Here is a 17,482-nt window from a genome sequence, read left to right as displayed (position 1 = left end):
ACGACGAAATCCCGGTCTTGCGCCGAGCCGAAAGCTCAGGCGGAAGCCGGGCCGCTAATCCCTATGATGCGCCGCGCAAACATGGGCTCTCCATAGCAGGGGGCCAAGGGAAGCGCAAAGGTCCGAAGCGCAAAGGTCCGGCGGGCCGGTTTCGGCCTCAATCGATCGTGCCGAGCCGCGGAAACGCGTCCGGGGCGGCGGCCAGGATCGTGCGGGCGCGGGCGGAATCGTCGTCCATCTGGCGGATCAGGGCCTCCAGACCGTCGAATTTCAGCTCCTCGCGGATGAAGCCAATGAAGGCGCAGTCGAGCGTCTGTCCGTAGAGGTCGCCCTTGAAGTCGAACAGGAAGATTTCGAGCAGCGGAGCGCCATTATCAAAGGTCGGGCGACGGCCGAAGCTGGCCACCCCGTCCAGCCGCTCAGGCCCGCGGCCGACCCGAACCGCGTAGATGCCGTGCTTGAGGCCGCAATTGGCGTCCAGGCGGATGTTGGCAGTGGGGTAACCGAGGTCGCGGCCGCGCTTCTCGCCGTGGATCACCTCGCCGGTGATGAACCAGGGCGCGCCCAGCATGGTCGTGGCTTCGTCGAGCTGGCCTTCGGCGAGCGCGATCCGGATCGCGCTGGAGGAGACCGGCCGCTCGTCGATATCGACATGGGGCTGCACATCGACCTCGATGCCGAGCCGGGGCGCTTCGTTGACCAGGAGGCTCGGCGAGCCGACCCGCCCCTTGCCGAAATGGAAGTCGTAGCCGACCGCGATGCCGCTGACGCCGAGACGTCCGATCAGGTCTTGGTGAATGAAATCTTGCGCGCTGGTGCCGGCCCTTGCCTTGTCGAAGGTCATGACCACGGCGCCGGCGAGCCCGGTGCCGGCCAGAAGCCGCAGCTTGGCCCGCTCGTCCGTCAGGCGGAATTGCGGGGTGTTGGGGCTGAAAAACCGCCGCGGGTGCGGCTCGAAGGTCAATGCCAGCGCAGGGCGGCCATGCGTCCGGCCCATTTCCAGGGCGGCCGCGATCACGGCCCGGTGGCCGAGATGGACCCCGTCGAAATTGCCCATGGCGACCACGGCGCCCCTGGAAATCAAGGAATCCGGCGTGGTGTCGCGAATAACTGTAAATTGCGGGGCCATCAGGGGAATTTCTCGAACCGGCGGGACCGGCCGGGACCGTGGCTTGAGCCGCCCGATGAAGTCAAGCGGGGGAGGGGGCCCGCATTGAACAGGATTTCAATTCTTCGGGGGCGGCCCCAGTTAACGCGCTGTTTAAAGCCTTGGTGCTAGTCCTTGGAACGTGGAACTGGACGGGCCTCCCGCCTGGCAGGTCCGATCGTAATATTCCTGGGTTTGCGTTGGGGGAGTCGAGATGGCGGTTGATTTGTCGATGTCGGTTCTGGTGGTTGATGACTACAGCACCATGATCCGAATCATCAGGAATCTGCTGAAGCAGCTTGGCTTCGAGAATATCGATGATGCCAGCGACGGTTCGGCGGCGCTGAACAAGATGCGCGGCAAGAAGTACGGGCTCGTGATCTCCGACTGGAACATGGAGCCGATGACGGGTTACGACCTGCTGCGCGAAGTGCGCGCGGATCCGAACCTCGCCACCACGCCCTTCATCATGATCACGGCGGAATCGAAGACCGAGAACGTGATCGCGGCCAAGAAGGCCGGCGTGAACAATTACATCGTCAAGCCGTTCAATGCGGCGACGCTGAAGACCAAGATCGAGGCGGTCTTCCCGGACATGGCGAGCGCGTAAGCGCGCCAGAGCTTTCGGCTGAATTCGCAAGGCCCGGGCGCGTCCCGGGCTTTCTGCGTTGGGTCCGTCATTCCGGGGCGGTGCGCTGTACCGAACTATGGTGCGATTGCGCACCTGAGAATCTCTAGATCCGGGTCTGGTCCTTCGGACCAGACCGGGATGACGGCTATGTCGTCACCACTTCAATTCGCGCATCAGCGCCTTCGGCGGGTGGCCGAACAATTCCATCACCGAATTCGGGTCGAGCTGGTCGAGGCCTTCGAACTCCTCGGCATGGATGCCGCGGGTGACGAACAGGCAGTCGATGCCGAATTCGCGCGCGCCGGTCAGGTCGGTACGAACGGAATCGCCGATCGCCAGCACCTTCTTGCGGTCGATCATGTGGCCCTGGCGTTCGCCGGCCAGCCGCATGGCGCGCTCGTAGATCGGGCGGTGCGGCTTGCCGTAGAAGATCACCTCGCCGCCGAGCTCGCGGTACAGTTCCGCGATCGCACCGGCGCAATAGATCAGGCGGTCGCCGCGCTCCACCACGATGTCGGGATTGGCGCAGACCAGCGTCAGATTGCGCTCGCGCGCCTTGAGCATCATGCCGCGATAGTCTTCGGCGGTCTCGGTCTCGTCGTCATAGAGGCCGGTGCAGACGATGTAGTCGGCTTCTTCCAGCGGCGCGGTCGTTGCGTCGAGGCCGCGGTAGATCGAATTGTCACGCTCGGGGCCAAGCCAGAACATCTTGCGACCGGGATGCTCGGCGACGTAGAGCCGGGTCAGGTCGCCCGATGACACGATCGCGTCATAGGTCTCGTCGGCGACACCGAGCTTGCGCAATTGCCGCTGCACGGAGGCGGCCGGGCGCGGCGCGTTGGTGATCAGGATCACCGTACCGCCGCGGCTGCGATAGGTGTGCAGCGCCTCGCAGGCCTCCGGGAAGGACTCCAGGCCGTTATGGACCACGCCCCAGATGTCGCTGAGCACGACGTCGACCCCGCCCACGAGCTCGCGCAGGCTTTCGGCAAAATGCAGCGTGGTCATGATGCGTGCGGCCGATCAGATGCGGCGCGCGAGCGCCGCGTTACCGGTGAGGCGCTGGGGCGGAGGCGCCGAAGAGGTCGCGCCTGAGCTTTGTGTGCCGGAGCCATTGGGTCCCTGAGTGTCCTGCGCCTGGTTCGGCGAGGCCCCGCCGGTAGCAGATGCCCCCTCCGGCCGCAATGGCCGGGGCGGTGCAAACAGGAACCCCTGGCCGAACCGTACGTCATAATCGAGCAGATCGACCACGGCGCGCTCGCCCTCGATCCGTTCGGCGATCAGGTCGATGCCGAAGCGGCCGAGCAGGTCGGAGAGGTCGGACGGGTGGATGTCGGAGGTCGAGGCCTGCCTGGGGTCGAGCAGCAGCGTGGCCGGCACCTTGATGAAGCGCACGCCACGGTCGGCGAGCTCGCGCGGCTCGATCCTGAGATCCGTGACATGGTCGATCGAGAAGCGGAAGCCGCGCTGGGCCAGCGCGGCGAGGTTCTCGGTCTCGACCGGACCGAGATTGCGGAAGGTCGACTGTTTGAACTCCAGCACCAGCGACGGCGCCAGCGCCCGGTTGGCTTCCAGGAAGTCGAGGCATTGCGCGAAGGTCGTGGAATTGCCGAGCGTGGAAGCCGCGACGTTGCAGAACACGCCGACGTCCTTGTTGCGCACCATCAGGCGCCGCAGCACCTGCACACAGCGCAGCATCACCATGTTGTCGATGCGCCCGATCAGCCCCGAGGCCTCGGCGATGCTGATGAAATCCTCGGCGGCGATCAGCTGGTCTCGCTCGTCGCGCACCCGCGTCACGGCTTCGTAGAACCGCACCTTGCGCTGCGGCAGCGTCACCATCGGCTGGAGGAAGATGTCGATGCGGTTCTCGTCGATCGCGTTGCGCAGCGTCGCCAGCAATTGGGTCTGGTTGCGCCCGTTGGTGGTTTGGACCGCATTGGCGGTCTGGGCCTGAACCGCCGGCCGCGGCTGCACAGCCGCAGGCGCGGGGGGAAGCGGCGGCGGCGCGGCGGGTCGCTCCTCGAACGGCTCGATCAGGTCGATCGGTGCTTCCGGCTCCGGTCGTGCCGCCGGCGCCGCCGCAGGTCCAGGCGCGGCACCCGCCAGCAGGTCCTCATGCGCCGATACGGTGGAAGCGAGCTGCTTGACCAGACCGCCGAGCTCGTTGATCTCGCCGACCACCGACTGGATGCGGTCGGAATTGGTCGAGTTGGACGAGGCGATGCGCCCCTCCATCGCCGCCAGTCGGCGGCCGAACTCGGCCACCTGACGGGCGAGGTCGGCGGTGCCGCGCGACAGGTCCGCGATCTGGCCGCCGACGTCGCTGCGGTCGCGCAACCGCATCGACACCGCGTTGTAGAGGATGAGGAAGGTCAGTGCGGTCAGCGCCACGATCGCGGATTCGGTTCCGCTGATGCCGGCGACAGCGTAGAGCACAAGGCCGAGCGAAGCCGCGACCAGAACCATGCAGATGGCGATGAAGATCGTCGAAATGCGAATCATGCCGCGCGTTACGCCTCAAGAGCTGATGCCTCACCCGGGAAAACACGGGTCACTGTGCGAACCCGTCACGCCTCATGCTCCCCCAAGCCGCATGAGCTTAACATCATTGTTGATTCGAGGGGATAGCGGGCTGTTCGGGCTTCAGGTGAGGCCAGCCCGGCGAAAGCCTTCGAGGTAGCGCTCGCGGTCATTGGCGAGCTTGATCGGCATGAACTCGGCGATCCAGGCGAGCGAGACGTTCGGCTGGGCACGGCGCAGTTCCTTCAACGCAGCGGCGGCGATCTCGCGATGCCCGGCCATGCCGGCGGCCGCGGTCAGCACCCGGTGCGCCCCGACGAAGTCGCTGCGCTGGCGCAAGGCCTCCTGCGCCAGGCGGATGGCCTCCTCGTCGTCGCCGCCGAGGAAACGCGCATAGGCGGCGATGCCGAAATAGACCGGGGCATAGGGGTCGCGCGGGCTGAGACGGATCGCCCGCCGCGCCGCCTCGTCGGCCTCCTGCCAGCGACCGCAATAGCCCAGCGCCAGGCCATGATAGCCCTGCGCCAGTGCGAAGTTCGGATTGAGCCGTAGCGCCGTCTCGAACTCGGCCAGCGAGTCCTCGAACCGTCGCGCGAACAGATGGACGTGGCCGAGCGCGTTGTGGGCCCAGGCATCCTCGTCGTCGGCGCGGATCGCGGCACGTGCCGCGCGCTCGGCGGTGGGTATCGCGATGGCCATGTCCATCCAGCCCATATGCGCCGTGAACATGTAGCTGGTGCCGAGCAGGCCGAGCGCCTTGCCGTAGCCGGGGTCGAGCGCGATGGCCTTTTCGAGCAGGGCCTGGGCCACCACGTGATCCTGCCGCGTCACCCGCCAATAGTGCGAGAGCGCGCGCATGACGAGGTCCCAGGCGTCCATGCTGTCGGGCGGCTTGCGCTGGGCGCGAAAATTCTCCGCGGCATAGAGCTGCGGCTCGATCGCGGCGACGATCGCCTCGGTGATCTCGTCCTGGACGGCGAAGACGTCGGCGAGCTCGCGGTCGTAGCGTTCGGCCCAGAGATGGCTGCCGGTGGCGACGTCGTTGAGCTGCGCCGTGATGCGGACGCGCTCGCCATCCTTGCGGACGCCGCCCTCGACGACGTAGCGCACGCCGAGCTCGTCGGCGACCTGCCGCAAATGAACCGTGCGGCCCTTGTAGATGAAGGAGGAGTTGCGAGCGATGACGAAGAACCAGCGCAGCTTCGACAGCGCGGTGATGATGTCCTCGCTGATGCCGTCGGAGAAATAATCCTGCTCGGCCTCGCCGCTCATGTTGGTGAAGGGCAGCACCGCGATCGCGGGGCGATCGGGCAGGGGCAGGCCCGTCGGCGGCGGCGCGGGCGCCTCGTCTGTCCCGGCTGGTCCGGCGGCGCGGGCCAGCTCGGTCACCGCGCCGACGAACCGCACGCCCTTGCGCGCGACGGTGCGGATCAGTCGCTGCTCCTCGCCATTGTCGCCGATCGCGCGGCGCGCGGCGTTGATCCGGCTGGTCAGTGTCGATTCCGAGACGACGCGGCCGTTCCAGATCGCATCGAGCAGATTGTCCCGCGTCACCACGCGATCGCGGTTGCGGACGAGGTAGGTCAGGAGATCGAACACCTGGGGTTCGAGCGCGACGAGCGTGTCCGCGTGCCGCAATTCGCGGCGCTCGGGGTCGAGCAGGAAATTCTCGAACTGAAATGTCACAGTTCCCCCTCGGCTCCCGTTCGGAAATCAAGCCGCTCTCAGCGTAAAATAACGCCGCTCTCAAGGCCAGCGAGCCGCATGCGCCCTATCGTCCCGGCGTTTTCAACCGCAGGAGATTGCCATGTCGACATCCGCCGCGCTCAAGCCAACCGCAGCCCAACCCGATCTTGCCGCCGTCAAGCAGCGCCAGCACGGCGCCTGGTCGTCGGGCGACTATGCCGTCGTCGGCACCACCTTGCAGATCGTCGGCGAACAGCTCTGTGAGGCACTCGACATACGCGCCGGCAGCAAGGTGCTGGACGTCGCCGCCGGCAACGGCAATGCGACTCTGGCCGCGGCGCGGCGCTGGTGTGACGTCACGTCCACCGACTACGTGCCGGCGCTGCTCAAGCGCGGGCGTGAGCGCGCGGCGGCCGAACATCTCATGATCGAGTTCCGCGAAGCGGATGCCGAAGCGCTGCCGTTTGCCGACGCCAGCTACGACGTCGTGCTCTCGACCTTCGGCGTGATGTTCACGCCGGACCAGGACAAGGCGGCCGCCGAGCTCGCGCGGGTCTGCAAATCCGGCGGCAAGATCGGCCTCGCCAACTGGACGCCGCAGGGTTTCATCGGCCAGCTGTTCAAGACCATCGGCAAGCATCTGCCGCCGCCGGCGGGCGTGAAGTCGCCGGCATTATGGGGCACACGGGCGCGGCTTGAAGAGATGTTCGCTGGCCAGGCGTCCGAGATCGCCGCCGAGCCGCGCATGTTCGTGTTCCGCTATCGCTCGCCGGAGCACTGGCTCGAGATCTTCAAGACCTTCTACGGACCTACGCTGAAGGCGTTTGCCGCGCTCGACGCGGACGGCCAGGCGGCGCTGAAGCGCGATCTGCTGGCGCTGCTCGGCGAGTTCAACCATGCCGACGACGGCACCATCGTCGTGCACAGCGAATATCTGGAAGCCGTGATCACCCGGCGTTGATACACGCCAGATGCGGTCGGGCTGGCTGCCGGCCTGACCGCCATCGGTCGAGTCGATCAGAATGGCGCGGTGGCGCCAACCGTATCGGCCGAGACCGCTTCGCGGGTGCCAAGCGGCTTGGGGCGACCGGTCGTCGTGTCCCGCAGGGTCTGCCGTTCGATCTCCGAGTTCAGCTCGGCGCCGAACATGATGACGATCGCCGACATCCACATCCACATCATCAGGCCGATCGCCGCGCCGAGCGAGCCGTAGGTCGCGTTGTAATTGGCGAATTCAGAGAGATACAAGGACAGCAGCGCCGAGCCGGCGATCCAGAGGATGGCGGCCGTCACCGCGCCGAGGCTCAGCCATTGCCAGCGAGGCGAATCGCGACTGGGCGCGAAGCGGTAGAGGATCGCGAGCGCCACCAGCAGGATCAGGAACAGCAGCGGCCATCGCGCTAAGGCCACGATCAGCTTGCTCTCGGGCGCCATGCCGAGATGGTTGAGTGCGAGCGGGAAGGCGACGACGGCCCCCACCATCAGCAGCAGCGCCACGATGCCGCCGACGGTGAAGGCCAGCGACACCATGTTGAGCTCGATGAAGCTGCGCTTCTCGCGCTCCTCATAGGCGACATTGAGGGCATCGAAGATCGCCTTGACCCCCGCATTGGCGCTCCAGATCGCAAGCAGAAGGCCGAGCAGGAAGGTGGCCCCGAGCGTCGTATTGCCATGCGACACCACGCGCGCGACCTGCTCCTCGACGATCTGGAATGAACCCTCCGGCAGCATGGTCGCGAGCGTCTGCAGATTGGCGCTGATCGTCGAGGGATCGGCGAACAGGCCGTAAGAGGAGACAAGTGCGGTGACGGCCGGGAAGATCGCGAGCAGCCCGAAGAACACGACGCCGCCGGCTGTGGCGAGCAGGCGATCCTCGTCGATGCGCTGATAGGTACGCCAGAAAATATCCTTCCAGCCCGCCCACGGGATCGCGAACGGGCTCTTCGCATGACGTCCGCGGCCGGGCTGCATGGCCGCGCCCGCCGGGTGGGTTTCCGGTGAATTCGCCTCTTGCTTGCGGTGGTCCGGCGGAGGTCCCGGCCGGATCGGGCCGGAGTCCTGGAAGTAGCGTTCCGCGGTCAGCACGAAGACGGCGGTGGCTGCCACCAGCAGCCAGCTGTCGATTGACTCGGAGCGCCGCACCAGCATGTCACGTCTCCAGCCTTTGCCCGTGGCGTCGCCGGCGCGCCGCCGTCACGCCCAGCAGCCCGACCGCTGCGAGCATCAGGCCAAGCTGCACGGGCCGGTTGGTGCGAGCCGGCCGGCTCCGGTTGCCATGGCCGCGTTCACCCGGCGCGAGCGGCGCCAATGGAATCGTCGTCGCCACCTCCTTCACGGCCTCCTTGACCGTTCCGCGCGGGATCCGAGGCGTCGCGACCGCCACGCGCAGACGGCTCGCGAGCGGCACAATCGGCTTGGGCTTGCGCCTCATCTGCGCCATCGCCACCCCGGCACAGACCGCGGCCAGCATGAGCAGCACTGCGCCGACGGCACCAAAACCCCAGAACTGCCCGGAGGTGATGGCGATCCAGCGATACAGGGCGATCAGCCCGACGAAGAATGCCGCGACAACGAACAGGCCCGCGACTGCGAACAGGCCACCGGCCACCGCGTAGGATGTCACCTTGCCGGTGGCTTGGCTGGTCTGGTCACGCAGATAGGATTGAGCAGCCCGTTTGACGTGATTGAGCTTGAGCGCCACACCGGCGCGCAGCAATTCGCCCGATGGCGCGAGCATACGGACATCCTCCGAGAGCGAGACAATGCATCGGGGGATGAACGTGGCCGAATTTGACTTGTTCCGTCGAAGTCGCGCGGCCGTGGCGGATCAGCCGAGATCGGCGGCCGAAATCCAGAACACCTCGCCCTCGGAGTCCTCGGTGTCCAGCCATAGCAGCGGCAGTTCCGGGAAGGCCTCGTCGACCAATTCGCGGCCGCGGCCGATCTCGCAGATCAGTCCGCCGCCGGGCGTCAGATGATCGGGCGCATCGCGCAGGATCTTCCGCACCACGTCGAGACCATCGGCGCCGCCGTCGAAGGCGAGTTTTGGCTCGGCCCGGCACTCCGGCGGCAATGCCGCCATGCCTTCTGCATCGACGTAGGGCGGGTTGGTGATGATCAGGTCATATCGCGCATCGCCGAGCGGGGCGAACAGGTCGCCGCGATGGAGCGTGATCCGGTCCTCGAGCCCGTAGTCCTCGACATTGCGCGCGGCGACCTCGATCGCGCCCTTGGAGATGTCGACGGCATCGACCGCAGCGTTCGGGAAGTGATGCGCGGCGAGGATCGCAAGACATCCCGATCCCGTGCAGAGATCGAGCACGCGCTCGACGGCAGTGGGGTCGTCGATCAGCGAGCCGGGGCCGCCCTCGTCGCCGAAATGCGAATCCAGGAGCTCGCCGATGAAGGAGCGCGGAACGATGACGCGCTCGTCGACATAGAAGGGCAGGCCGCGCATGTAGATCTTGTTGACGAGATAGGCGGCCGGTTTGCGCGTGGTGACGCGCTGGTGGATGAGGTCGAGGAGGGTCTTGCCTTCCGCGACGGTGACGCGCGCGTGGGCAAAGCCCTCGAACTGGTCGGGCGTGAGATGCAGCGCCTCAGAGACCAGGAAAACGGCTTCCGCGACCGGGTCGGTCGTGCCATGGGCAAAGGCGAGCTTCGCCTCGACAAAGCGGCTCACCGCATAGCGGACGAAGTCGAGCAGCGTGAGAAGCTCGCCGGGCCCCACTTTCGCAAGCTTCGGCGCGGCGCGGCCGCGCGCAGTCTTTTTCGCAGTTTTTGCCATCAGGATTTGGTCCAGCGTGCGGCGGCCTCGTCGTCACGGGCCTGGGCCTCGACCCAGCCGGTGCCGGTGGCGCTCTCTTCCTTCTTCCAGAACGGGGCGCTGGTCTTGAGGTAATCCATCAGGAACTCGGCCGCCTGGAATGCGGCCTGGCGATGCTGCGAGGCGGTGAGCACCAGCACGATGTTCTGGCCGGGCATGAAGCGACCGACGCGGTGGATCACCGTGACGCCGTTGAGTGGCCAGCGCGAAATGGCCTCGTCGGCATGGCGCCTGATCTCTTCCTCGGCCATGCCGGGATAGTGCTCGAGCGTGAGCGCGGCGATCCTGGCGCTGTCGTCGTCGGCGCGGCAGATGCCGGAGAAGCTCACGACCGCGCCGATGTCGGTGCGGCTCTTGGTCAGGACCGCGATCTCGCGCGCGATGTCGAAATCGTCTTCCTGGATACGGATGGTGACGGGGCAGCTCATGAGCCTAACCGCCGGTCATCGGCGGGAAGAACGCGATCTCGCGGGCGCCCGCGATCGCGGCGTCCGACTTGACGTGGGCATGGTCGATTGCGGTGCGGATCACCTTCGGCTTCTCGAACGCATACGCATAGGCCTCGCTCCGGCCGGACAGCCAGGCGATCAGCTCCTCCACGGTGCGCACGGTCGCCGGCGGCTCGATGGTCTCCTCGGCCTTGCCGACGCGCTCGCGCACCCAGGCAAAATACTTCACCTTCATCCCTCATCCTCCTTGATGAGGTGATGGATGCCGGCGCGGAAATAGTCGTAGCCGGTGTAGATGGTCAGGATCGCCGAGGCCCACAGCAGCGCCAGTCCGATCATCGAGACGACGGGCACCACCTCGTCGCCGGCAGGTCCCGCGAGCAGGAAGCCGATGGCGACCAGCTGGACCGTGGTCTTCCACTTCGCAAGCTTGGTCACGGGCACGCTGACGCGGAGCGCGGCGAGGTATTCGCGCAGACCCGAGACCAGGATCTCGCGGCACAGGATCACGATGGCGGCCCACAACGACCAGCCGTGGATGATGCCGTCGGCGGCCAGCATCAGCAGGCAGGAGGCGACCAGCAGCTTGTCGGCGATCGGGTCGAGCATCCGGCCGAACGCCGATTGCTGATTCCAGATCCGCGCGTAATAGCCGTCGAGGTAATCGGTGACCGCGGCCGCGATGAAGATGGCGACCGCGAGCCAGCGCAGCCAGAGCGGCTGATCCAGAATCGACTGCGCATAGATGCATCCGACCACGACCGGGATCGCGGCGATCCGGCCATAGGTCAGGATGTTGGGGAGGGACATCGCGCGGCTGGTTGTCCCTCGTGTCGTGGCGATGTTCATCCGTCCTACCAATACCGCTCAAGGCTGAAGGTCAACCGTCCCGCTCACAAATGCGATGCCGGATGCGACGCCCTTATGACCGCGGTCCCCCTTTAGTTCACCCCGGCTGGGGATGGAAATACTCGAAAATCCTGCGGGCGCTTTCGGCGCTCACCCCCGGAACCTTGCCGAGATCGGCGATCGAGGCCCGTTCGATCTCCTTCAGGGTTCCGAAATGGTGCAGCAAGGCACGTTTGCGTGACGGGCCGATGCCCGGAATCTCCTGCAAACCGGCCTCGCGGATGTCCTTCTTGCGCAGCTTGCGGTGCGAGCCGATGACGAAGCGGTGGGCCTCGTCGCGCAGGCGCTGGATGAAATAGAGCACGGGATCGCGCGGCTCCAGCTTGATCGCCTCGCGATCCGGCATGAACAGGGTCTCGCGCCCGGCATCCCGGTCCGGCCCCTTGGCGACCGACATCAGCGACACCTGGGTCAGGCCGAGATTGGCAAAGATCTCGCGCACCGCATTGAGCTGGCCGCGGCCGCCGTCGATGATCACGAGGTCGGGCCATTGCGGGAAGTCATCATCCTTGACCTTGGCGCCCTCCTCGGGCGGATTGATCAGGCGCTTGAAGCGGCGCTCCAGCACCTCGCGCATCATGGCGAAGTCGTCCCCCGGCGTGATCCCTTCCGACTTGATGTTGAACTTGCGGTACTGGTTCTTCACGAAGCCGTCGGGGCCGGCGACGATCATGGCGCCGACCGCATTGGTGCCCTGGATGTGGCTGTTGTCGTAGACCTCGATGCGCTTGGGCGCATGCGGCAGGCTGAGCGTCGCGGCCATGGCGTCGAGCAGGCGGCTCTGCGTCGCGGTGTCCGCGAGCTTGCGGCCGAGCGCCTCGCGCGCATTGGTCAGCGCGTGGGCGACGAGCTCCTTCTTCTCGCCGCGCTTGGGAGCGGTGACCTCGACCTTGTGGCCGGCCTTGATCGAGAGCGCGTTGGCGAGCAGCTCGCTCTCCTCGATCTCGTGCGAGAGCAGGATGTTTTTCGGCGGCGGCTTGTCGTCGTAGAACTGGGCCAGGAAGGATCCCAGCACTTCCTCCGGCGTGAAGGTCTTCTCCGCGCGCGGGAAATAGGCGCGATTGCCCCAGTTCTGGCCGGTGCGGAAGAAGAACACCTCGACGCAGGAGAAGCCGCCCTCCTGGTGGATGGCGAACACGTCGGCTTCCTCGACCGTGCGCGGATTGATGCCCTGCTGCGACTGGATCGCCGACAGCGCGGCGAGGCGGTCGCGGTACAGCGCGGCGCGCTCGAACTCGAGCTCGCCCGAGGCCTTCTCCATCTCGCCGGCGAGCTCCTGCTTCACCGCGTGGCTCTTGCCGGAGAGGAAGTCGCTCGCCTCGCGCACCAGCGTCGAATAGCCGCCGAAATCGATCTCGCGGGTGCAGGGACCGGCGCAGCGGCGGATCTGATAGAGCAGGCAGGGCCGGGTGCGGCTCTCGAAGAAGGAATCGGTGCAGGAGCGGATCAGGAACGCGCGCTGCAGCGCCGTGATGGTGCGGTTGACCGCTCCGGCGGAGGCAAACGGGCCGAAATAGCGCCCGGGCCGCGTCTGCGCGCCGCGATGTTTCAGGATCTGCGGCGCCCAATGATCGCCGGTGATCAGGATATAGGGAAACGACTTGTCGTCGCGCAGTTGCACATTGAAGCGCGGCCGCAGCTGCTTGATCAGGTTGGCTTCGAGCAGCAGCGCCTCGGTCTCGGTGTTGGTCGAGACGATCTCCACCGTCACGGTGGCTGCGATCATGCGCAGGATGCGTGCCGGCTGCGGCGCGCTCTGGCGCGCGTAGTTGGACAGGCGCTTTTTGACGTTCTTGGCCTTGCCGACATAGAGCACGTCGGCATTGGCGTTGAGCATGCGGTAGACGCCGGGCGAGGTCGGGGCGAGCCGGACCGCGCGCTCGATCGCCTCGTGGCCGGTCGCCAACGGCTCGTCGCCGACCGCGCCGCTCTCTTCGAGGATATCGGGCAGCAGCGCATCGTCCTCGTCGTCGCCGCCCGTGGTGGCGGGATCGACGTCGGGCGCGGCCAGCCCCCCGGGCGGCACGTCGTTCGCAGCGGCTTGCGGCGATTTGCGCGCGCGGTCGTCCGGATTGTCGGTGGAATCGTGAACCATGATGCGAATTTAGGCGCTGGGGGGGCCGATTTGAAGTTCCGGCCGTGCGGCACGCACAGGATGGCGGCGCGGTTCCCGGTAACGCTTGCTTAAGCCTGTTAAGAGCGCGGTAACCCGACTTAACAGGCCTTTAACTTAAAACTCTCGATAAATCCTACGCGAAAGGTTCTTGGTTCCGTAACCACGCGGTTTCGCCTCGCGCGGCGGCGCGGGCGTCGCGGGGCGGCAGTTGCGTTGGAGTTAAGTGATGAAGAGGCTCGTTGTGGGCGCGGCCGCTTTGGTTGCCGGCTGGACAGCTTCGGCAGAAGCCGCCGATCTCAATTACGGGCAGCGAGCGCCCTATACCGTCAACCAGCCGCTCAATGCGTATAGCTGGGCGGGTCCATATCTCGGCGGCAACATCGGCTACGAATGGGGTTCGGTCGACAACAACCCATCGAAGCCGTCCGGCTTCGTCGGCGGCATCCAGGCCGGCTACAATTTCCAGAATGGCCCGTGGGTGTTCGGCGTCGAGGGCGACATCCAGGCTGCCGGCGCCGACGACACCTTCGCGCCGTGGAAGTTCTCCAATCCGTGGTTCGGCACGCTGCGCGGCCGCGCCGGCTATGCCTTCAGCAACGTGCTGTTCTACGGCACCGCCGGCCTCGCTTTCGGCGAGCTGCGCGCGCAGACCTTCGGCTGGACCGAGTCGCACGCCACCGCCGGCTGGACCATCGGTGCCGGTGCGGAAGTGGGCCTCGCTCCGAACTGGAGTGCCAAGCTCGAATATCTCTACATCGACCTGTCGACGAGCCAGTTCGCAATCACCGGCGTGTCGAACGGCTACAGCGCCAGCGTTGTGCGCGCAGGCGTGAACTATCACTTCTGATAGCTGAAGAAGAAAATACCGGACCACAGCCTCCCGGCCGCTCGCGGCCGGGATTTTTTTCAGGGCACGCTAGGAAAGGATGACCAGGTTGACCGCCTTCGGTCCCTTCCCCTTCTTGTCCGGTTCGACTTCGAAAGTAATACGCTGTCCTTCGGCAAGGTCCTTCAATCCCGCCCGCTCAACAGCGGTGATGTGAACGAAGACATCGCGACCGCCGTCGTCGGGCTTGATGAAGCCGTAGCCGCGCTCGCCGTTGAAGAACTTGACCGTTCCCGTCATGGCCATCGGGAAACTCCCCCTCATTGCTCCTCCGTCGCGACGCAGACGCACGTCACGACATGACCGGGCAATACGGAGCCCGGGAGCTGGCCATCCTTGAGCGAGCCTTATCGGCCCGATCGGATCTTTCTTAGGGCCTTCACTCCGCCGCAACCATTCGCGGAAGCGGAACGTAAAGCCAGTCACGCAAACAGCATAATACGGTTCGTTGCGGATTGACTACCGCTACTGCATATTTTTCCCAAGAATGCCGGAGTGTTACGTCGTGGGTACCTCTACGGAGTGTTACGTCTTGGGTACCTCTAATCGGAATCTGGCAGCGCCGCCCTGGCCGAGCGGCATCTCCAGCTCGGGCAGGATGGTTTTGAGCTCGCCGTGCAGCGTGTAGGGCGGATTGACGATCAAGAGCCCGGTGGAGGTGAGGGGGGCGCCGTCGAGTTGCGGTGCGGCGCTGAATTCGAGACGCAGGCATTTGCCCGGTGGTTTTGCTGCGGCTGCGAGCCGCGCCACTGATTGCGCCAGCGTGTCGGTGGCGCGGCGGTTCTTTGCGGGATACCAGATTACATAGATACCGGTCGGCCATTTCGCGAAGGCTGCCGAGAAGGCTTCGCCCAGCCGTTCGAACTCGTTCTTTGCCTCGAACGGCGGATCGATCAGCACGAGACCACGGCGCTCTTTCGGCGGCACGAAGGCCGGCAGTGCCACCCAGCCGTCGAGATCGACCACGCGAGCCTGCTCGTCGCGGCGCAGCACATCGATCAGCGCCTTGCGCGCCTTGGGCTCGAGCTCGCAGGCGACGAGACGGTCCTGCGGCCGCAGCAGGCCGCGCGCGATCAGCGGCGAGCCCGGATAGACCTTGAGCTCGCCCTTCGGATTGAAGGCGCGGACGATGTCGAGATAGGGCTTGGTCAGTGCAATGGTCTCGTTCGACAGGCGCGCCTGCATCAGCCGCGCGATGCCGGTCAGCCACTCGCCGCCGCGGCGCGCCTCGTCGCTTTCGAGATCGTAGAGGCCGGCCCCGGCATGGGTGTCGATGACGCGGAACGCGGCCGGCTTGTCCTGCAGATACGTGATGATGCGCGCCAGCACGATGTGCTTGATGACATCGGCGAAGTTGCCGGCGTGGAAGGCGTGTCGGTAGTTCATGGCGGAGAGTTACGACATCGCGCGATGAAAGTAACTCCCGTCATTTCGGGGCGGTGCGCAGCACCGAGCCTAAAATCCATCTGTCAGCATTGTTTGTGGCGAGATGGATTTCCGGGTTCGCTCTTCCGCGCGAACCGGAATGACGAACTCTATCCACCCCTGATCGGCGGCATCGTCACCTGGTCGCGGCGGCAGGCGCGGCGGTCGATCTCCTCGCAGGCGCGGAATTGCAGGTCCTTGCTGAGGCAGATCCGGACCTCGGACAATCGCGTCCGGTTGCAGGTGACCGAGACGGCGGCGCTGCTGAGGCCCGGATTGGCCTTGATGAAGGCCTCCTCGACGTCAGCAGGCGCGACGGTCCTGGCCTGCGACAGATCGAGATACTCGGCCGGAATCTTGATCGCGGCGCGCGCCTTGCGGATCGTCTCGAAATAGCTGCGGTCGGCGAGACCCGAGCAGGTGCCGTGCTTGTCCCACTCGTTGAAGATCAGGCCCGGCGCCGGCATCAGGTCGAGCATGGAGGAAACGATGCTGCGGCTCAGCCGCGGCGCCGGCCGCTGGCAATATTCCGGAAAGCCGTTTTCATATTGCGGCCACAGCCCGTGCACCACGAAGGCGTAGGGCCGGCCGCTGCACTGAATCTGGGAGCGGCCGCCACGCTCGGCCGCTTCCTCGCAGAACGACGGCGACCATGACAGCGACAGCACATAGAAATCGAATTCGCCGGGCGCGTTCTGCCGCCTGTCCTGGGCTTTCGCGCCGCCGGCGAGCGAAACCAGCCCGGCGGCAAGGGTGAGTGAGATCACAAGACGGGAGAACGAACGCAATCTGGAATGAAACATGGCGACGCCCCTCAACTAGACTGTGCAGTCGAGCCTAGCAGGCGATGAGAACATTTCAAGAACAAATTTCTGGCGCCAGTCGTTCGGCCGCTTGATCGGGCCGAATCAGGGCGTTCGAATTACTGCCTCGCGGCGCGGCAGGCCGGGTTGTAGGCCCAGTTGCGATCGAGCCCGACCACGCACCATTCGACGCCGTTGCCGTAACCGGCAAAGCCGCCATCCTCGATGATCGAGAAATGCACCTTGCGCACCTTGCCGTCAGTGAGCATGGCCTCGCCGGTGCAATAGCGGCGCGGGATGTTGTCGGACTGCCAGGGCCGGAAGGCGACCTCGCGAACGGCCGAGAAGCCCGTGATCTTCAACGAGGAATTCCAGAACGAGCTTTCCTTCTCCCAGAACTGGGAGGCGATCGTCGGCAGCGCCCTGTCGCAATCGGCAACGGCGCCGTCATAGCGCGGCCCGCTCAGCCAGAAGTTCAGCTCCAGCGGATTGGCGGCCCGGGCCTCGCCGAGCGACAGCGCCCCGAACATGAGGCCGAGCACGGCGGCGAAGCGGAGCGATTTCAGGGAGGGGGCGCGCATGGGCAATCCGGACTGCTGGGTCTTCGAAGCTCGGACGGTGCCGCGAAGGCCGGAAGAGGTCAAGTGCAGCGCGGCAACACTTCGCCAGGAGTTGACCAGAACGTCGCAGCCGGCCGGCCTCGGTTCTTTTCACTTTGGCCCCGGCACCGTAAACTAGTGCCAGCCAATTGGAGTGACGGGAATGCGAATCATTGCGGCCGCGGGCCTTCTTGCCTTGGGTATGATGGCGAGCCAGTCGGCGCGCGCCGATATCCTTCCGGTGCCTCCGTTCAAGGGTAACGACACCGGCGGTATCATCGCCTATTCGATGGCGAACCAGGTCGATGCGCGGCAGGTCGCGGTCGATCATTGCGCGCGCTACGGCAAGGTCGTCAAATTCCTGGGCGTGCAGGCCTACGAGGGTGGATACATCTCGTTCTCCTGCCGCTGGGTGCCCTATGGCGCCGCCGACCGGCCGATCCGCACGCTCTACTGAGGCGTCGTAACGTCGCAATCTCTTT

At 65.7% G+C, this 17,482-nt stretch carries 19 protein-coding genes; 4 read left to right on the top strand and 15 right to left on the bottom strand.

Annotation, left to right across the window (positions count from 1 at the left end; translation table 11 throughout):
• Positions 1–157: 157 nt before the first annotated feature.
• On the bottom strand, positions 158–1,129 hold the full coding sequence (locus tag XH79_RS28345) for a bifunctional riboflavin kinase/FAD synthetase (protein WP_271583730.1): 972 nt from the start codon (positions 1,127–1,129) through the stop codon (positions 158–160).
• A 232-nt stretch (positions 1,130–1,361) separates the two neighbouring features.
• Between XH79_RS28345 and XH79_RS28340 the strand changes: the two genes are divergently transcribed.
• Positions 1,362–1,757 carry a response regulator gene (locus XH79_RS28340; protein WP_007596883.1) on the top strand — a complete coding sequence of 132 codons (396 nt, stop codon included), beginning with the start codon at positions 1,362–1,364 and terminating at the stop codon, positions 1,755–1,757.
• A 174-nt stretch (positions 1,758–1,931) separates the two neighbouring features.
• Here XH79_RS28340 and XH79_RS28335 read toward each other — a convergent pair whose 3' ends face one another.
• The 3 genes from XH79_RS28335 to XH79_RS28325 form a co-directional block, all read right to left on the bottom strand.
• Positions 1,932–2,786 (bottom strand): TIGR01459 family HAD-type hydrolase, encoded by an 855-nt coding sequence (locus XH79_RS28335; RefSeq protein WP_271583729.1) that lies wholly within the window; start codon positions 2,784–2,786, stop codon positions 1,932–1,934.
• Positions 2,787–2,801: 15 nt separating this feature from the next.
• The gene (locus XH79_RS28330) at positions 2,802–4,283 is read right to left on the bottom strand and encodes an EAL domain-containing protein (RefSeq protein ID WP_271583728.1); all 1,482 of its coding nucleotides are present in this window, start codon (positions 4,281–4,283) and stop codon (positions 2,802–2,804) included.
• Positions 4,284–4,424: 141 nt separating this feature from the next.
• Entirely contained in the window at positions 4,425–5,987 is a 1,563-nt protein-coding gene (locus tag XH79_RS28325) for a winged helix-turn-helix domain-containing tetratricopeptide repeat protein (RefSeq protein ID WP_271583727.1), read from the bottom strand.
• Between the two features lie 121 nt (positions 5,988–6,108).
• Between XH79_RS28325 and XH79_RS28320 the strand changes: the two genes are divergently transcribed.
• Positions 6,109–6,948 carry a class I SAM-dependent methyltransferase gene (locus tag XH79_RS28320; RefSeq protein ID WP_271583726.1) on the top strand — a complete coding sequence of 280 codons (840 nt, stop codon included), beginning with the start codon at positions 6,109–6,111 and terminating at the stop codon, positions 6,946–6,948.
• Between the two features lie 56 nt (positions 6,949–7,004).
• Here XH79_RS28320 and XH79_RS28315 read toward each other — a convergent pair whose 3' ends face one another.
• The 7 genes from XH79_RS28315 to uvrC form a co-directional block, all read right to left on the bottom strand.
• Positions 7,005–8,135 (bottom strand): YihY/virulence factor BrkB family protein, encoded by a 1,131-nt coding sequence (locus XH79_RS28315; RefSeq protein WP_271583725.1) that lies wholly within the window; start codon positions 8,133–8,135, stop codon positions 7,005–7,007.
• A 1-nt stretch (position 8,136) separates the two neighbouring features.
• Positions 8,137–8,724: a phage holin family protein gene (locus XH79_RS28310; RefSeq protein WP_271583724.1), complete on the bottom strand. Its 588-nt coding sequence runs from the start codon at positions 8,722–8,724 to the stop codon at positions 8,137–8,139.
• Positions 8,725–8,814: 90 nt separating this feature from the next.
• Entirely contained in the window at positions 8,815–9,774 is a 960-nt protein-coding gene (gene prmB, locus XH79_RS28305) for a 50S ribosomal protein L3 N(5)-glutamine methyltransferase (RefSeq protein WP_271583723.1), read from the bottom strand.
• Positions 9,774–10,241 carry a molybdenum cofactor biosynthesis protein MoaE gene (locus tag XH79_RS28300; protein WP_271583722.1) on the bottom strand — a complete coding sequence of 156 codons (468 nt, stop codon included), beginning with the start codon at positions 10,239–10,241 and terminating at the stop codon, positions 9,774–9,776. The genes prmB and XH79_RS28300 overlap by 1 nt, the downstream gene beginning before the upstream one ends.
• Before the next feature lie 4 nt (positions 10,242–10,245).
• Positions 10,246–10,497 (bottom strand): molybdopterin converting factor subunit 1, encoded by a 252-nt coding sequence (gene moaD / locus XH79_RS28295; protein ID WP_015688556.1) that lies wholly within the window; start codon positions 10,495–10,497, stop codon positions 10,246–10,248.
• The gene (gene pgsA / locus XH79_RS28290) at positions 10,494–11,111 is read right to left on the bottom strand and encodes a CDP-diacylglycerol--glycerol-3-phosphate 3-phosphatidyltransferase (protein ID WP_063687274.1); all 618 of its coding nucleotides are present in this window, start codon (positions 11,109–11,111) and stop codon (positions 10,494–10,496) included. Before pgsA ends, moaD begins: the two co-directional genes overlap by 4 nt.
• A 97-nt stretch (positions 11,112–11,208) precedes the next feature.
• Entirely contained in the window at positions 11,209–13,266 is a 2,058-nt protein-coding gene (gene uvrC, locus XH79_RS28285) for an excinuclease ABC subunit UvrC (protein ID WP_271583721.1), read from the bottom strand.
• Positions 13,267–13,513: 247 nt separating this feature from the next.
• Between uvrC and XH79_RS28280 the strand changes: the two genes are divergently transcribed.
• Complete coding sequence (locus XH79_RS28280) at positions 13,514–14,134, top strand: outer membrane protein (protein WP_271583720.1); 621 nt, start codon at positions 13,514–13,516, stop codon at positions 14,132–14,134.
• A gap of 69 nt (positions 14,135–14,203) precedes the next feature.
• On the opposite strand, the gene XH79_RS28275 is transcribed toward XH79_RS28280, so the two are convergent.
• The 4 genes from XH79_RS28275 to XH79_RS28260 all read right to left on the bottom strand — a co-directional run bounded on the left by XH79_RS28275 (position 14,204) and on the right by XH79_RS28260 (position 16,982).
• On the bottom strand, positions 14,204–14,419 hold the full coding sequence (locus XH79_RS28275; RefSeq protein ID WP_008544396.1) for a cold-shock protein: 216 nt from the start codon (positions 14,417–14,419) through the stop codon (positions 14,204–14,206).
• A gap of 279 nt (positions 14,420–14,698) precedes the next feature.
• Complete coding sequence (locus tag XH79_RS28270) at positions 14,699–15,559, bottom strand: 23S rRNA (adenine(2030)-N(6))-methyltransferase RlmJ (RefSeq protein WP_212341849.1); 861 nt, start codon at positions 15,557–15,559, stop codon at positions 14,699–14,701.
• Positions 15,560–15,708: 149 nt separating this feature from the next.
• The gene (locus XH79_RS28265; protein WP_271583719.1) at positions 15,709–16,401 is read right to left on the bottom strand and encodes a ribonuclease T2; all 693 of its coding nucleotides are present in this window, start codon (positions 16,399–16,401) and stop codon (positions 15,709–15,711) included.
• Between the two features lie 119 nt (positions 16,402–16,520).
• Entirely contained in the window at positions 16,521–16,982 is a 462-nt protein-coding gene (locus XH79_RS28260; protein WP_271583718.1) for a hypothetical protein, read from the bottom strand.
• A gap of 181 nt (positions 16,983–17,163) precedes the next feature.
• On the opposite strand from XH79_RS28260, the gene XH79_RS28255 reads away from it, so the two are divergent.
• Positions 17,164–17,457 carry a hypothetical protein gene (locus XH79_RS28255; protein ID WP_212341843.1) on the top strand — a complete coding sequence of 98 codons (294 nt, stop codon included), beginning with the start codon at positions 17,164–17,166 and terminating at the stop codon, positions 17,455–17,457.
• The last annotated feature ends 25 nt before the right edge of the window (positions 17,458–17,482 follow it).

Source organism: Bradyrhizobium sp. CCBAU 45389, assembly GCF_028128625.1.
Classification (GTDB): Bacteria; Pseudomonadota; Alphaproteobacteria; order Rhizobiales; family Xanthobacteraceae; genus Bradyrhizobium; species Bradyrhizobium liaoningense_B.
Note: the sequence above shows the minus strand (reverse complement) of the source record. Positions and strands in the feature narration are given on the sequence as shown.

Bases quoted from the DNA above. Each gene is read 5' to 3' on its own strand.
- XH79_RS28280 (WP_271583720.1), top strand. From the start codon at position 13,514: ATGAAGAGGCTCGTTGTGGGCGCGGCCGCTTTGGTTGCCGGCTGGACA.
- XH79_RS28330 (WP_271583728.1), bottom strand. From the start codon at position 4,283: ATGATTCGCATTTCGACGATCTTCATCGCCATCTGCATGGTTCTGGTC.
- XH79_RS28260 (WP_271583718.1), bottom strand. From the start codon at position 16,982: ATGCGCGCCCCCTCCCTGAAATCGCTCCGCTTCGCCGCCGTGCTCGGC.
- XH79_RS28310 (WP_271583724.1), bottom strand. From the start codon at position 8,724: ATGCTCGCGCCATCGGGCGAATTGCTGCGCGCCGGTGTGGCGCTCAAG.
- pgsA (WP_063687274.1), bottom strand. From the start codon at position 11,111: ATGAACATCGCCACGACACGAGGGACAACCAGCCGCGCGATGTCCCTC.
- XH79_RS28265 (WP_271583719.1), bottom strand. From the start codon at position 16,401: ATGTTTCATTCCAGATTGCGTTCGTTCTCCCGTCTTGTGATCTCACTC.
- XH79_RS28345 (WP_271583730.1), bottom strand. From the start codon at position 1,129: ATGGCCCCGCAATTTACAGTTATTCGCGACACCACGCCGGATTCCTTG.
- uvrC (WP_271583721.1), bottom strand. From the start codon at position 13,266: ATGGTTCACGATTCCACCGACAATCCGGACGACCGCGCGCGCAAATCG.
- XH79_RS28335 (WP_271583729.1), bottom strand. From the start codon at position 2,786: ATGACCACGCTGCATTTTGCCGAAAGCCTGCGCGAGCTCGTGGGCGGG.
- prmB (WP_271583723.1), bottom strand. From the start codon at position 9,774: ATGGCAAAAACTGCGAAAAAGACTGCGCGCGGCCGCGCCGCGCCGAAG.
- XH79_RS28255 (WP_212341843.1), top strand. From the start codon at position 17,164: ATGCGAATCATTGCGGCCGCGGGCCTTCTTGCCTTGGGTATGATGGCG.
- moaD (WP_015688556.1), bottom strand. From the start codon at position 10,497: ATGAAGGTGAAGTATTTTGCCTGGGTGCGCGAGCGCGTCGGCAAGGCC.
- XH79_RS28340 (WP_007596883.1), top strand. From the start codon at position 1,362: ATGGCGGTTGATTTGTCGATGTCGGTTCTGGTGGTTGATGACTACAGC.
- XH79_RS28315 (WP_271583725.1), bottom strand. From the start codon at position 8,135: ATGCTGGTGCGGCGCTCCGAGTCAATCGACAGCTGGCTGCTGGTGGCA.
- XH79_RS28320 (WP_271583726.1), top strand. From the start codon at position 6,109: ATGTCGACATCCGCCGCGCTCAAGCCAACCGCAGCCCAACCCGATCTT.
- XH79_RS28275 (WP_008544396.1), bottom strand. From the start codon at position 14,419: ATGGCCATGACGGGAACGGTCAAGTTCTTCAACGGCGAGCGCGGCTAC.
- XH79_RS28300 (WP_271583722.1), bottom strand. From the start codon at position 10,241: ATGAGCTGCCCCGTCACCATCCGTATCCAGGAAGACGATTTCGACATC.
- XH79_RS28270 (WP_212341849.1), bottom strand. From the start codon at position 15,559: ATGAACTACCGACACGCCTTCCACGCCGGCAACTTCGCCGATGTCATC.